This is a genomic window from Lentzea tibetensis (genome assembly GCF_007845675.1).
In the GTDB taxonomy this organism is placed as follows: domain Bacteria; phylum Actinomycetota; class Actinomycetes; order Mycobacteriales; family Pseudonocardiaceae; genus Lentzea; species Lentzea tibetensis.
In genome coordinates this window covers 1-13,666 of sequence record NZ_VOBR01000006.1, presented here as the reverse complement: position 1 = coordinate 13,666, position 13,666 = coordinate 1, and the positions used below count along the sequence as shown (strand labels likewise).

Genomic DNA, 13,666 nt, shown 5'->3' with positions numbered 1-13,666 from the left:
GCCCGGCTGCGCTACGGGTAGTTCGCCACGTTCGCGACGTTGGTGGCCGAGTTGGACGGACCGCCCGTGTTGTTGATGACACGGGCGATCGTCCCGGCCCCGCCGAGCGACACGGTGACCATGCTGTGGAACCGGACCCCGGCGGCGGTGGGCACCTCGAACGCCCGATCGGCCACCACACCGCGGTTGGCGTTGAAGAAGCAGTAGCTCCCGAGCCCCCACGCCTCGTGCGAGGTCACGGAGTTGGCGACCTTGTAGGCCGCGTACCCGCGCGTGGACCCGTTCATCCACGCCTGCTGGTTGGGCACCTCGTACGGCATCTCGTTCTGGTAGAAGTACGTCCGCCCGCCGTTGCCGTTCCAGATGGTCTGGTACTTCTGGTAGTGCTCGACGAACAACCCGTACATCGTCACCGCCGTGCCGTTGACGACCAGCCCGGTGTCGGCGGTGTTGAGATCCCAGCCGACCCCGTGCGAGTGGTCGCCGCGCCACAGCCACATGTGGTCGCCGATCACGTCGGAGCTGTTGACCACCAGCGACGTCGTGGCCCGCCCGACGTCCGCGCCGCCGATGCGGAAGAACACGTCGTGCAGCGACGTCGGGTTCGCGGTGTGCCGCTGGGACGAGCCCGGTGCGCCGACCTGCATGAGCAGCGGCGAGTTCGTGGGCGCCGCGTCGATCAGGACGCCGGCGACCTTCACGCCGTCGACGTCGGACACGTCCAGCGCCATGTTCCCGTTGGTGGGCATGACCGTGGCGAGACCGAGGCCCAGCACGACCGTGTCGGGGCGGGTGACGCGGATCGGCTCGGAGACGCGGTGGACGCCCGGCGTGAGCAGCAGGTGCTTGCCCTGGGCGAGCTGGGCGTTGATCGTCGCCGCGGACGTGCCCGGCTTCGCGACGTAGAACTGGCTCAGCGGGATCGACGACCCAGCCGCCGCGCCCGAACTCCACGACGTGCCACTCGTGTTGGCGCGCAAGGAGGGCACGAACACGCTGTACTGGCCGTCGGATCCGATCTGCAGGAACGGCTTCTCCCGAACCAGCGGGGTTGTCGCGACGGTCGTGTAGGGCGGGGTGGGGAACGACGTCGACGGGGCGTTGCGCGCGCCGACGAAGACCATGTTCCAGTTCGAGCCGGTCCAGCTGCCCCACTCGGTGTTGCGGGACAACCACTGCTGCTGCGAGCCGGAACGCACCTGGCCGGACACCACCGAGTCGGCGAGGAAACCGCCGCTGGACCAGCCGTTGTCGTCGAGCTGCATGGTGCCGTAGACGTGCGTGCGGCGCATCGGCGCCGCCTGCGAGACGGCCCACGTGTTGGTGCCGCCCGGCGGCCGGATCGCCAGGTTCTCCGCCGCGCGCCAGAAGTTGTGGGTCGCGTTGCCTCCGAACCAGTCCGCCTCGACGTGCACCTGACCGTTGATCGTCACGTCGTCCGGGCGCGCGCCGAGTCCGAGGACCTGTGTGTAGTAGCCGACGTTGACGTCGACGTCGTAGGTGCCCGGCTTGAACAGCACGGCGTACCGGTTCGCGCCGAACTGGTTGGTCTCCTGCTGGCGGAAGATGTCGTTGAGCCGCGCCTGGATCGACGATGCGGGCATCGACGGGTCGAACACGATCACGTTCGGGCCGAGGTCGGGCGTGCTCGCGTCGACCGGGTTCAACCGGAACGACTGCGCGGGCGTCCCGTTGCACGCGTACTGCTGCAGCTGCACGCCGTCCGCCGTGGAGGCACCGGGCACGTCGAGGCACTTGCCGCTGTTGCGGTTCACGAAGTGGTACCCACCGCTCGACTCCTCGACCGCGCGCCACTGCTGGTTCAGGCCACCGCCGTAGGTCCACAGCTGGACCTTCGCCGCGTCCGCTGTGGACACGCCCGTCACGTCCCACACCTGGCCGTCGCCGACCTGGAGGTGCCCGTCGCTGGTGGTCGTGAACCGCCAGCTCTGCCCGGTGCACGGCTGCTGCGCGACCGCCGAGCCGTTCGCCGTGCCGCGCGTCTCGACGCACTTGCCGCTACCCGCGTTGACGACCGAGTAGGCCTGTCCGGGTACGACGTCCGCGGCAGCTGTCCACAATGGAGTGATCGACGCCGCTGTCATCACTGCCACCACCAGGAGTGCTCTCACGGGACCGAAGGTGGACTTCCGGCTACGCGGGGTCAATAGAGCGGGAGGTTTCCGGTACGAACCCGGTATTGACAAATTCTTTTGTCAAATGGAGTCTGGTGGCGTGGTCACGTACCTGGACGAACCGGACCGGCTCCGCGCGGCGTTGTCGCCGTTGCGGCGCGCGATGCTCGGGCACCTGCGCGAGCCCGCGTCGGCGTCCCAGCTGGCCGCCGTGCTGGGGGAGCCGAGGCAGAAGGTCAACTACCACCTGCGCGCGCTGGAGACGGCCGGGCTGGTCGAGCTCGTCGAGGAACGCCAGCGGCGCGGCTGCGTGGAGCGGATCTTCCGCGCCCGTCCCGGTTTCGTGGTCGACCCGACCGTCATGGGCGGCGAGTTCACCCAGATCCACGACCAGTACGCGGCCGACCACCTGGTCGGCGTGGCCGCGCAGACCGTCCGCGACGTGGGCCGCATGCAGGTCAAGGCCGACGAGGCGGGCAAGCGGCTGCTGACGTTCACCGTCGAGGCCGAGGTGCGGTTCGCCGCGCCCGGCGACGTCCACGACTTCACCGACGAGCTGGCGGAAGCCGTGCGCCAGGTCGTCGCCAAGTACGACAGCGAGAAGGGCCGGCCGTACCGGATGGTCGCCTTCGGTCACCCAGGAGCAGCACGATGAGTGAGACACCCCGCATCGAGGTCACCGTGGCCGCACCCGTCGAGGACGTGTGGGACGCCATGAGGAACAAGGAGAAGATCCGGCACTGGCACGGCTGGGAGGATCCGACCCTGGAGCAGGAGATCGACGTGATCTACTTCTCGGACTTCTCCGAGGACGGTCACACGCTCACCCTGAACGGCGGTGGCGGCGGCACGTTCGAGCTCACCCCGGACGGCGACGGCACCCGGCTCACGATGACCCGCGCTCCGCGGGGCGTCTCCCCTGAGTGGGACGCCTACTACGACGACATCACCGAGGGCTGGACGACCTTCCTGCACCAGCTGAAGTTCGCGCTGGAGCGCCACCCCGGCGAGAAGCGGCGCACGCTGTTCCACATGGGGCAGGGGCTGGTGCCGTTCACCGTGCCCGGCGAGACGTTCTTCAAGTCCGCGAACCAGCACGGCGTCGTCGTGCCCGAGTGGGGCGACGGTCTGCTGATCACCGGGTACAACGCGGAGAAGGACCAGTCGATGGCCGTGCTCACCATCTACGGCTTCTCCGACGCCGAGCTGGAAGCGCTGGCCGGCAAGTACGGGCTCACCGTCGTGCCTGGATGATCACGCTCCCACAGTTCATCATCAGTTCATGATGGCGTCTCGGCTCGCGCCGACATACTCCGGGACATGTCGCACGATCACGTCGCACGCCGCAGCTTCTTGACCGGACTGGGCCTCGCCACGGTGGGGACGGGAGTCGCGCACGCCCGTCCCACCAACCCGTGGGCGGGCGGCGACCGCTGGTTCGCCGGCGACCACCACATCCACACGCACTACTCCAGCGACGGCCAGTACTCGGTCGCGCAGCAGGTCGCGAAGGCCCGCGAGTACGGTCTGGACTGGGTGGTGATCACCGACCACGGCGGCGTCGCGCACCAGAAGCTCTCGCTCGACCTCGTCACGCCGGACGTCGAACGCACCCGCAGGGCGCACCGGGACGTGCTGGTGTACCAGGGACTCGAGTGGAACATCCCCGGCGCCGAGCACGCGACGCTCTTCCTCCCGCCCGGTCGCAACAGCGTCGACATCCTGCGTGCGTTCGAGGCGGCGTACGACGGGGGAGTGCTTTCGACGCCGGTCGCGGACGGCGGCAAGGGGCTGATCGCGCGGGCGACGTCACCGGACGGCGAGCCCTACGCGCTGGCCGCGTTGCGGTACCTGGACGCGCAGGTGCGGTCCGGGCAGACCGACATCGCGCTGATGTTCGCGAACCATCCGGCGCGGCGCGGTGTCGACAGCCCGCACGAGCTGCGCGGGTGGCGCGACGCGGCGCCGGACGTGGCCGTCGGCATGGAGGGCGCGCCCGGTCACCAGGCGGCGGGCATCCCCGGCGGTCGCGGTGGTGCCCGCGGTTACTACGACGGATCACCCGGTCCGGACAGCTTTCCCGGTTACGCGCCAGCGGCTGCGGAGAACCCGTACCGCACGTACGGCGGCTTCGACTGGATGACCGCGCGCGTCGGCGGCCTGTGGGACTCGATGCTCGCCGAGGGCAAGCCGTGGTGGGTCACCGCGACGTCCGACTCGCACCAGGTCTACGGCGACACGCTCACGCCCGGTCCCGGCGACCACGGCAGGACCGGGACGCGCGGCCCGGCCGTCGACTCCGGTGTCGCACACAAGGAGTACGGCGACTTCTTCCCCGGTTGGTACAGCAGCACCGTCGTCGGCGCGCGGTCCAAGTCCTATGTGGACGTGATGCGCGGGTTGCAGGCGGGCAAGGTGATCGCAGTGCACGGGAGGCTGATCGACGGTCTCAACCTGCGCGTGCGCTCCTCGGTCGACGCACGCGGCGTGACGCTGGGCGGCCGGACGTTCGTGCGGCGCGGCGGTGATGTCGAGGTCACCATCGACGTCCAGCGGGCGGCCGGCCCCAACTTCTCCGGCGCCGTGCCCCGGCTGGCGAAGGTCGACCTGATCGCCGGCCCGATCACCGGTCCCGTCTCGAACCGCGACGCCTTCATCGCGCCCGAGACGTCCGTCGTGAAGACGTTCGAGATGCGCGGTGGCCGGGTGTCGCACACGTTCCGCGGCGTCGAGCGGTCGTTCTACCTGCGGGTGCGGGGCAGCGACGGCAACCGGCTCACCTCGGACGGCGGCCCGGTTGTGGACGTGATCGCGGCCGCTGACCCGTGGTCGGATCTGTGGTTCTACGCCAACCCGGTGTTCGTCGACGTCGTCTAGCTCTGGTTGTCGACCATCCAGGAGCCGTTGACCTGCACCAGGGTGTAGGTGTGCTGCTCGGAGAACGTGCTGCCGTCCTTGTTGGTGTAGTTGATCGTGGCCGACACGACCGCGTCACCCTGCTGCGTCACGTTCACGGCGTTGACGTCGCTGAACCTGTTCCAGAACGACTGGTACTGCCCGAAGTCCAGGCCGCGGCCCGCCTTGAAGTTGTCGGTCAGGCGGGCCCACCCGGCGTTCAGGTCGCCGGGGAGCAGGTTGTAGTAGTCGGTCAACGCCTGCGCGGCGTTCGTCGCCGCGGGCGGCGGGGTGACCGCCGACGAGGCGGGTGGCTGCGTAGCGCTCGCGGGCGGTGAGCTCGGCGGCTGGGACTGCGTCTGCGGCGCCGACGCGGGCGGTTGCCCACCCGCGCTCGTCGGTGCCTGGCTGGACGCGGACGCGGGGTTGCTCGGGCTGGCGTCCTGCGGGGTGTTCTTCTTCGGCCAGAGGAAGTACGCGCCGAGCGCGACGATCAGCAGCAGGATCAGCACGGCCGCGGTGATCAGCGGGCCCGCCTTCTTCCTGCCCTCGTCCTCGGCGGGCTCGGTGGGGATGAACGCGGCGGGGCGCGCGGGGTCGACCTCGGGACGTGCCGGGATCGGCGGCACGGCCACCTCGACCGGCTCCACCACCTCGGTCGGCTCGGGTTCCTCGGGCTCCGGCAGCACCGCCGTCGCGACGACGGTCTCGTCGTCCTCTTCTTGAGCGACCGCGGCGAGCAGCTTGACCGACTCGTCCATGGTCGGCCGCTCGGCCGGGTCGCGGTGCAGCATGCGCTCGAGCACGGGCAGGAGCGGACCCGCCTTCTCCGGCGTGCGGTATTCGCCGGTGGCGACCTTGTGCAGCATCGCGAGCGCGTTGTCCATCGTGCCGAACGGCGGCGTGCCCTCGACCGCCGTGTAGAGCGTCGCACCCAGCGAGAACACGTCCGACGGGAAGCCCGCCTCCTCGCCGCGCGCCACCTCTGGCGAGAAGTACGCGGGCGTGCCGACCGTGCCGGTCGCGGTGGCCGTGACGTCGTCCGCCGCGCGCGAGATGCCGAAGTCGGTGATCTTCACGTCCTGGTCGCCGACCAGGATGTTGGCGGGCTTCACGTCGCGGTGCAGGATGCCGTGCTTGTGCGCGGCGGCCAGCGCGGACGCGATCTGCGCGCCGATCATCGCCACGTCCTTCGGCGGCACCGCGCCGTTCTCGGTGATCAGCCCGGCGAGGCTGCGCGACGGCAGGTACTCCATGACGAGCCACGGCTGGCCGTCGTCCTCGACGACGTCGTACACGCGGATGGCGTGCGGGTGCTCGAGCCGGGCGGCCAGGCGGGCCTCGCGCATGGCGCGGCTCTTCGCCTTGTCCGCCTTGGCGTCGTCCGAGTTGTCCGGGACGATCAGCTCCTTGATCGCGACCACGCGGTGCAGCTGTTCGTCGTAGCCGTGCCAGACGATGCCCATCGCGCCGCGACCGAGCCGTTCGCGCAGCCGGTACCGCCCGGCCACCTGCCGTTCCGTGTCGCTCACAATGACTCCCCGGCCCGCCCGTCCGTGATCACCCATAGTGTGACGGACGGGCCCTGGAGCCGATCAGGCCGGTCTCACCATTCGGTGTTGACCATGCCTGTGCCGAGATAGACCTGGTCGAACCCGTTGCCGTCGCGGTCGTCGGTGTAGGCCACGGTGATCTGGCCCCACGGGTCGACGCCCAGCGCGGGCTCGTCCTGACGGCCGGCCGCGGTCTGCACCGTGAGCTGCCGGGGCAGCCTGCCGGTGACCGTGCCGTCGACGTTCAACCCCTGCGCGTAGACGTCGGTCGCCTGGGTCCACGACACGACCGCGTTGCGCTGGTCGTCGATCCCGGCCTGCGGATCAGCGCCCGGAATCGCCACGTCCGCGGACCCCGCGACGCCCGCGGCGCTGAACGACCGCGCCCCGCCTTCCCAGGCGACCACGAAGTCGCCGTTGAAGTTGGCCGCCACGGCAGGCTTGCGCTGCGCGCCCGCGGTGACCGTGTTGGCGACGCCCTGCGCGAGCTTCACCCCGCCCGACGGGGTGAGGATCTTGCGCCCGACGTCGCCGTCCGCCTCCCACACGACGATCGCGTTGCCCGCCGCACCCATCGCCACGTCCGGGTCCTGGTGCGTGCCACCGGCGGCGTGCACCTGGGTCTCGTACGTCTTCGCGGAGAGCGACGAGAAGCCCGCGACGCGGACCGTCGGGTCGGTGGTGGCCTGCTTGTCCTCCCACACGACGGCGAACCCGGCGGTGTCCGGGTCGGCCGCGACGGCCGGGTTGAGCTGCTGGCCGTCGGAGCTCGCGTTGGCCGTCCCGGTGCCGGTGACCGCGCCCGCGGGGGACACGGAGCGGACCGCGATGTTGTAGAAGCCGTTGCCGTCCGGGTCCTCCGCCCACACGACGACCGCGGTGCCGTCCTCGTGCAGCGCGACGTCCGGCTGGACGTGCCGCCAGTTGCCGGTGCCGCCCGCCGAGATCTTCTTCTCGTACCTGGAGACACCGTCGGAGAACAACCGGATCCAGACGTCGCTGTGCACCGGGTCGTTCGGCGTGGCGGTGTCGCGGTCGTCCTCCCACACGACGACCGTGAAGCCGTTGCGGGTGGCGGAGACGGCCGCGTTGTCCTGGTCGCCGGTCGAGTCGCTGTTGGCGGTGGTCCACGTCGGGGCAGCCAGCAGGGCTGCGATCAGGAGCGTCTTCACGGCGCCTGCAATCCGGGGTTGCCCGCTTCGACGACGTAGCTCTGCACCGTCTTCACCGGGTAGTCCCTGACCGTGACCTTGTCCACCGCGCGGAAGTCCACGCGCATCTGGGCGGGCGTGATGTTCGTGCGGACGTAGCCGCGCAGGTTCTTGTAGAACTTGACGTGCGGGTTGAGCGGTTGCGGCGACGTCTCGGCCGCGTTGCCGTCACCGCTGGACGTGACCGAGGTGGTGACCAGCTCGGTGCCGACGATCTTGTCCTGCGCCTGGTAGTTCAGCATCAGGTTGCTCGCCCAGCTGCGGTGCACGTCGCCGGTGAGCACCACGGTGTTCTTGATCCCCGCCGCGTCCCAGCCCTTCTGCAGCCGGTCGCGGTTGGCGGAGTAACCGTCCCACGCGTCCATGCTCTTGGCACCGTCGGCGCCCGCCAGCCGTTGCGCGAAGAACACCTGCTGACCGAGGAGGTCCCAGGTGCCGAGCTTCTGCCGCATCCCGTCCAGCAGCCACGTCTCCTGGCTCGCACCGGTGAGCGTGCGACGCGGGTCGTCCGCGGCCGGGCAGACCTTCGTGCCGTCGCCGCACGCCTGGTCGTCGCGGTACTGGCGGGTGTCCAGCATGTGGAACGTGGCGAGGCCGCCCCACCGGATCCTGCGGTGCAACAGCATGTTCTCGCGGTTCGGGGCCTGCGCCGCTCGCAGCGGCATGTGCTCGAAGTAGGCCTTGTAGGCGTCCTCGCGGCGCTTGCGGAAGTCACCGGCCGGGTTCTGGTCGTTGCGGACCAGGTTGGCGTAGTTGTTCTCCACCTCGTGGTCGTCCCACACGACGAGCCACGGCGCGACGGCGTGCGCGGCCTGCAGGTCCGGGTCCGTCTTGTACTGCGCGTGCCGCACCCGGTAGTTCGCCAGCGTGCTGATCTCGGTGACCGGCGCGTGCTTGCGGACGGCGGTGGTGGAGGCGGCGCCCTCGTAGATGTAGTCGCCGAGGTGCAGGATCAGGTGCGGGTGCTCCTCCGCCATCCGCCGGTACGCGGTGAAGTACCCGGCCTCGAAGTGCGAGCAGCTGGTGAAGAGCATGGAGAGCGCGGGACTCGAGCCGATCGCCGGAGCGGTGAACCCCCGGCCGGTCTGCGAGATGTGCCCCGAGGCGCGGAACCGGTACCAGTACTCGCGTCCCGGCAGCAGGCCGGTGACCTCGACGTGGACGGTGTGCGCGCTCGCCTGCACGGCGGTGGCCGTTCCGGAGCGCGTGATCTGCGTGAAGTGCTGGTCGGTCGCGACCTGCCACTCGACGTTCACGGGAGTGTTCGGCATCCCGCCGAGCCCGTCGGCGTTCAGCGGGCTGGGAGCGAGCCGGGTCCAGATGACGAACCCGTCCTGCGCCGGGTCACCGGAGGCGACGCCGAGCGTGAACGGGTAGCTGATGGCGTTGGCGCTGCTGGACATGACAGCGGTGACGCCTGCGCTGGTGAGTGTCCCGAGTATGAAGGTCCGTCTCCGTAACGGGGTCATGGCTGATGCCTACACCCCGCCGGTAAAGACGGGCCTAACTAGCCGAGTAGCTGACGCAGCTCCGCGTCGAAGTCGAAGTGGTCGGACTCGCGACCGGGCGCCACGACGTCGTAGGTCGAGTTGAGGAACTCCTGCAGCTCGCTCGACCGGACGTGGAACACCGCGTGCCCGTTGTCCGACGACAGCTCCAGCACCGCGGTCGTGCTGTTGTGCGGACGCAGCCGGACGTCACCCGAGCCGCTCGTCGTGATCAGACCGTCCGCGAGGACGTCGCGGCTCATCAGCCAGGTCGTCTCCCGCTCGCCCATGCGGAACGTCACGGCCACCGCGTGCGGGTCGTCCGCGCGGTAGGCGAGCTCGACGTCGACCGGCACCGGGCGGCCCTGGGGGGTGATGAACGCGAAGACCAGCTGGGCGCCGGCGCGGGTCACGTTGGTCATGTCCATGTACCTAAGACGCGCGACCCGCGCCGAGGATGCTCTTGTCTTGAAATTTCATGAAAGATCGTTGATCACGAGATCAACTTCGCCGGACGCCCAGCGTTCGACCAGGTGACGGACAGGTGCGGAGAGCCAGTGCGCCGGGATCGGCTCGAGAGGCTCGACGCCGTGGTACCGCTTCCCGGCCGCTCGGTTGGCAACCACCTGGACCGGGTGTTCGGGAGGAAGGGTCAGCCAGCTCGGTAGTGGTCCGGGGCTCACGTCGTCCTCCGAGACCGCGCGCATGAGAGCCCTGGCCTCCCACAGCAGGCAGGCGCCCATCACCATGACTTCGAATGCGGAGGTGCCCGGCTCGACGCTGTTGACCGGGTCTTCTACGTCCATGTCCCACCAAGGCACCCTGGACAGCCGCGCCCACGGTGTGGCGGACCGCGGCAAAGCGGCCGCGAGCTCACCGGCTCTGGTTCCGGCGCCTTCGCCGATCCACATGCCGGTGAGCCCTGGAATCGTGTGACTGGCGAGAATCTCCTGCTGGAGGATCGGCGCGCGACGATAGTTGTGCCACGTGGGGCCAGCCTCGCAGACCGTGCGAGCGCCGTGGAAACCGACCAGATCCGTGATCGTCCAGTCACCGGAGAACGTGGCTTCGACAGCGGCCCAGACGTGGTCTTTCGCCGCGTTGTGCAAGTAGGAGCGGATGAGGGCGAGATTGCTGACCGATTCCTGGTGCCAGAACTCCCGGCATTGCCGAGACGGTGAGTGGTTGGCGGCGAACGTGCGGAGCACAAGCTGGTCGAGTCTCACCGTCAGAAGTGGCCCGATGCCGATGCGGGTTTCTGCTGAGGCTTCTGCCCGGATCAGCGATGCGATCGGTGCACGGAGCTCGTCCGTTGCGACGAGCAACCAGGCGGTTGAGCTCAGTCGCCTGTCGGGACGGTTGTATTCGTACGGGGCGTCGTCGTCGACAGAACTCGCCGCGGTCCAGCACGCGTCGAAGACACGTCGCAGCACCTGTGGTGTCGGCACGAAGTACTGGAACAGCCGCGCGGCGAAGGTGAGGAGGGGTGTTACCGCGTCCAGCGGCGCCGTTTCGCTGCCCTGCACCAGCAGCTCGAGGAAGTCGTCCGCTCCACCGTCGACGTTGCGATCCAGCAGCAGCACCGCGAGCTGGGAGACGACATCCCACTCCTCGGCTCGAATCCGCGGTGCGAGCACCTCCCACAGTGCTGCGGCGCTGGGGTTGGTGCGCGCCAGCTGGTTCGCGGCGAAGAACTCCAGGAAAGTCCGGTGGGTGAAGGCGAACAGCGGTTCGCCGTCGCCGGTCGTGCCCACGTCGGTGAGCACCCACGCCCGGCCGCGGCAGTAGTCGACGAACGCCCTCGCGGCGGCGTCCGCCTCGTCCAGGTCCTCGAACCGCTTCTGCAGGAGGAACCGCCGGACCGCGGTCACCAGCTCCCGTTCGGTCGCGGTGTCGTTGTTGGTGAACATCCACAACGCGAGCGCCCACAGTGCTGGCCGGACGTGTTGTTCGAACGGCAGCGGAACCCGGATGCCCCGCTGCCGGTCCCAGCGCTCGAAGAGCAACACCGCACACCGCTCGTACACGTCCAGCCGGTTGCGGGGGATGTACCGCTCACCCCGGTACAGCGCGCACATCAGCGCCAGCATCAACGGGTTGCGCCGCAGATCGGCGACGTACTGACCTTCATCCAGGAACGACCGGGTCAGCTGGACGCGGTCGTCCGGCGACAGCTCGCGGTCGAGACCGAACCACTTGGTGGCGTACGCCGAGACCTGGTCGTCGTCGAAGTCGATGAGCCGAAGCGCGGTGAAGAGCGCTGGGTCGAGCGGTGCCTGCTCGTATCCGACTCGACGTGAGGTCACCAGCAGAGTCGCGGTCGGACAGGCGTGGGCGAACGCCTCCACGGCCTCGGTGACCCGGCGTCGCAGTGAGGTGTCGAGCAACTCGTCCAAGCCGTCGAAGATCACCACGGCGCGCCCGTTGAGGAGCAGGAACTCGACGCAGTCGTCGGTCGGCTCGATCTGGTAGCGGGCTCCGACCATGACGTGCAGGTAGCGCGCGATCGAGAGCTGCTCGCGTTCGAACCGTTGCGCGAACTCCCGCATCACGACCAGGAACGGCACTTTCGCGTCGCCGTCGCGGTGACGGCTGCCCGCGACGTGACAGGCCAACCTGGCCGCCAGTGTCGACTTGCCACCGCCCGGATCACCGAGGATCACCGTCCGCAGGTATCCGGCCAGCACGTCCGTCGGGAGCAGGTGCTCGGCCGACTCGGCTGCCATGTCGTTGGTGTGCCTCACGAGGTGCGGCTCGACGTACAGGTGCGCCAGCGGAACCCGGCGACCGGACTCCACGTGCGGCGGCCGCACCATGCCTTCCACCTTGCTGATCTGCGACCGGATCGCGATGGTGAAGGCGTGGACGTCGTCCAGTGACCGCAACCGTTCCAGCAGGCGGCAGTTCCGGGTCGCCGCGGCCGCACGCAGGCTGACGGCCGCCGTCACACCGGGAGCGGTGTTCGGAGTCGACGGTCCGAGAGCGCCGACCGCCTGCACGACAGCCGTCCACAGCTCGTCGAACAGCGCCTGGGCGATGGCGTCGGCGGTGGAATCCGTTGCGACACCGTGCAACCACAGCGACCGGGCGAGCCCGCCGCGCAGGTCGGTCAGCTCCTCACCGGACTGCCTGCCCTGCAGCACGAGGCCGGTCAACTGGATGGCGACCTGTTCGAAGTCGGGTAATCGGGCGTACCTGACGAGCCGGCTCACCTCGACCGGGCTCAACCCTTCGAGTACCGGCTCACCTCGTGACCGCTGCGCGAGCTCCTCGACCGACCGCCGGACCGCTCGTTTCCGGCGCGCCTCGCGGATCGCGCCGGGAACGAACCCTCCGAGCACCTTCGTGACAGCGGCACCAGCGGTCTTGGCGATGGCTGGGGTGACGGCGACGTCCATGGGCTCACCTTCGGTTGAGCCCAAAAGATACCGTTCGCCGCAACGGTTCCTAGGCGGCGAACGAGTACGGACCGAAGCGACCCCACGCGACCACGGCCGCCAGCACGAGGAACACCGCGTTGATGGCGATCGCCGAGTACTCGCCGCGGCGACCGTGGGTGATCGCCGCGCCGACCATGACCAGCACCAGGCCGAGCGCGGCGAGCGGCACCAGCACCGGTGCGATGCCGACCACGGCGGGCAGCACCAGGCCGATGGCGGCGAGCAGCTCCAGCGCGCCGATGACCTTGATCATGCTGTCGCTGAAGTCCTCGACCCACGTCATGTTCGTCGCGAGCTTCTCCTTCGGCTGCACCAGCTTCGTCACCCCGGAGACCGCGAACGCGGCGGCGAGCAGGCCGGCGATGATCCACAGGACGATGTTCATCGTGCCCCCAAGTGACTCGGAGAGGTGAGCCGACCGTAGAGGCACTGACTCCAATGCGGCTGGAGCGCCCTACTCGGCCGGGGTCAGGCAGAAGACGTGGCCCTCGGGATCCGCGAGCACGACCCACTTGCCGTCGCCCGGCTGGAAGTCCGGCCTGGTCGCACCGAGCGCGACCAGCTCGCCGGCGGCCTTCTCGACGTCCGGCACCTGGAGGTCGAGGTGAGCGTGCTTGGCGTCGTCCGGCCAGCCCGGCCCGACGTAGCCGGGCACGCGCTGGAACGCCAGCTGCACCGGGCCCTCGCCGAGGTAGACGAAGTCGTCGTCCGCGTAGCCGACCTTCCAGCCGGTCACCTCGCGGTAGAACGCGGAGAGCTTGGCGGGGTCGGCGCAGTCGATCACGATCGCGCTGAGCTGTGCGGGCATGTCCGTACTCCTAATGAGTCGTGAGTCGCCCGTCGGGCAGACTCGGGTCTGGTAGCCGCTGGCAGGTGAGCACTCGTTCCTCCTGGACGTCTGAGTCCTGACGAAAGATCGTGCCCCTGCTGGTGGGCCGGGAGAGT

The 13,666-nt window shown here is 69.4% G+C and carries 11 protein-coding genes; 3 read left to right on the top strand and 8 right to left on the bottom strand.

The window, feature by feature from the left end; genetic code table 11:
* Nucleotides 1-11: 11 nt before the first annotated feature.
* Nucleotides 12-2,132, bottom strand: coding sequence for an RICIN domain-containing protein (locus FKR81_RS10540; RefSeq protein ID WP_456319413.1), 2,121 nt, complete (start codon nt 2,130-2,132; stop codon nt 12-14).
* Nucleotides 2,133-2,235: 103 nt separating this feature from the next.
* On the opposite strand from FKR81_RS10540, the gene FKR81_RS10535 reads away from it, so the two are divergent.
* The 3 genes from FKR81_RS10535 to FKR81_RS10525 all read left to right on the top strand — a co-directional run bounded on the left by FKR81_RS10535 (nt 2,236) and on the right by FKR81_RS10525 (nt 5,012).
* A complete protein-coding gene (locus FKR81_RS10535) occupies nt 2,236-2,790 on the top strand; it encodes an ArsR/SmtB family transcription factor (RefSeq protein ID WP_235921443.1) in 555 nt (184 codons plus the stop codon).
* Nucleotides 2,787-3,389, top strand: a complete 603-nt coding sequence (locus FKR81_RS10530) for an SRPBCC family protein (RefSeq protein ID WP_146350814.1) — start codon at nt 2,787-2,789, stop codon at nt 3,387-3,389. Before FKR81_RS10535 ends, FKR81_RS10530 begins: the two co-directional genes overlap by 4 nt.
* A 66-nt stretch (nt 3,390-3,455) precedes the next feature.
* Nucleotides 3,456-5,012, top strand: a complete 1,557-nt coding sequence (locus FKR81_RS10525) for a PHP domain-containing protein (protein ID WP_146350813.1) — start codon at nt 3,456-3,458, stop codon at nt 5,010-5,012.
* On the opposite strand, the gene FKR81_RS10520 is transcribed toward FKR81_RS10525, so the two are convergent.
* The 7 genes from FKR81_RS10520 to FKR81_RS10490 all read right to left on the bottom strand — a co-directional run bounded on the left by FKR81_RS10520 (nt 5,009) and on the right by FKR81_RS10490 (nt 13,529).
* Nucleotides 5,009-6,562, bottom strand: a complete 1,554-nt coding sequence (locus FKR81_RS10520; protein WP_235921442.1) for a serine/threonine-protein kinase — start codon at nt 6,560-6,562, stop codon at nt 5,009-5,011. The two genes, FKR81_RS10525 and FKR81_RS10520, sit on opposite strands and share 4 nt — an antisense overlap.
* A 74-nt stretch (nt 6,563-6,636) precedes the next feature.
* The gene (locus tag FKR81_RS10515; protein ID WP_235921441.1) at nt 6,637-7,755 is read right to left on the bottom strand and encodes a hypothetical protein; all 1,119 of its coding nucleotides are present in this window, start codon (nt 7,753-7,755) and stop codon (nt 6,637-6,639) included.
* On the bottom strand, nt 7,752-9,263 hold the full coding sequence (locus FKR81_RS10510; protein ID WP_146350810.1) for an alkaline phosphatase D family protein: 1,512 nt from the start codon (nt 9,261-9,263) through the stop codon (nt 7,752-7,754). The genes FKR81_RS10515 and FKR81_RS10510 overlap by 4 nt, the downstream gene beginning before the upstream one ends.
* A gap of 38 nt (nt 9,264-9,301) precedes the next feature.
* On the bottom strand, nt 9,302-9,703 hold the full coding sequence (locus FKR81_RS10505) for an SsgA family sporulation/cell division regulator (protein WP_146350809.1): 402 nt from the start codon (nt 9,701-9,703) through the stop codon (nt 9,302-9,304).
* 54 nt (nt 9,704-9,757) lie between these two features.
* Nucleotides 9,758-12,679: an NACHT domain-containing protein gene (locus FKR81_RS10500; RefSeq protein ID WP_146350808.1), complete on the bottom strand. Its 2,922-nt coding sequence runs from the start codon at nt 12,677-12,679 to the stop codon at nt 9,758-9,760.
* Between the two features lie 49 nt (nt 12,680-12,728).
* On the bottom strand, nt 12,729-13,106 hold the full coding sequence (locus FKR81_RS10495; RefSeq protein WP_146350807.1) for a DoxX family protein: 378 nt from the start codon (nt 13,104-13,106) through the stop codon (nt 12,729-12,731).
* 69 nt (nt 13,107-13,175) lie between these two features.
* Nucleotides 13,176-13,529 (bottom strand): VOC family protein, encoded by a 354-nt coding sequence (locus FKR81_RS10490; protein ID WP_146350806.1) that lies wholly within the window; start codon nt 13,527-13,529, stop codon nt 13,176-13,178.
* Between the last annotated feature and the right edge of the window lie 137 nt (nt 13,530-13,666).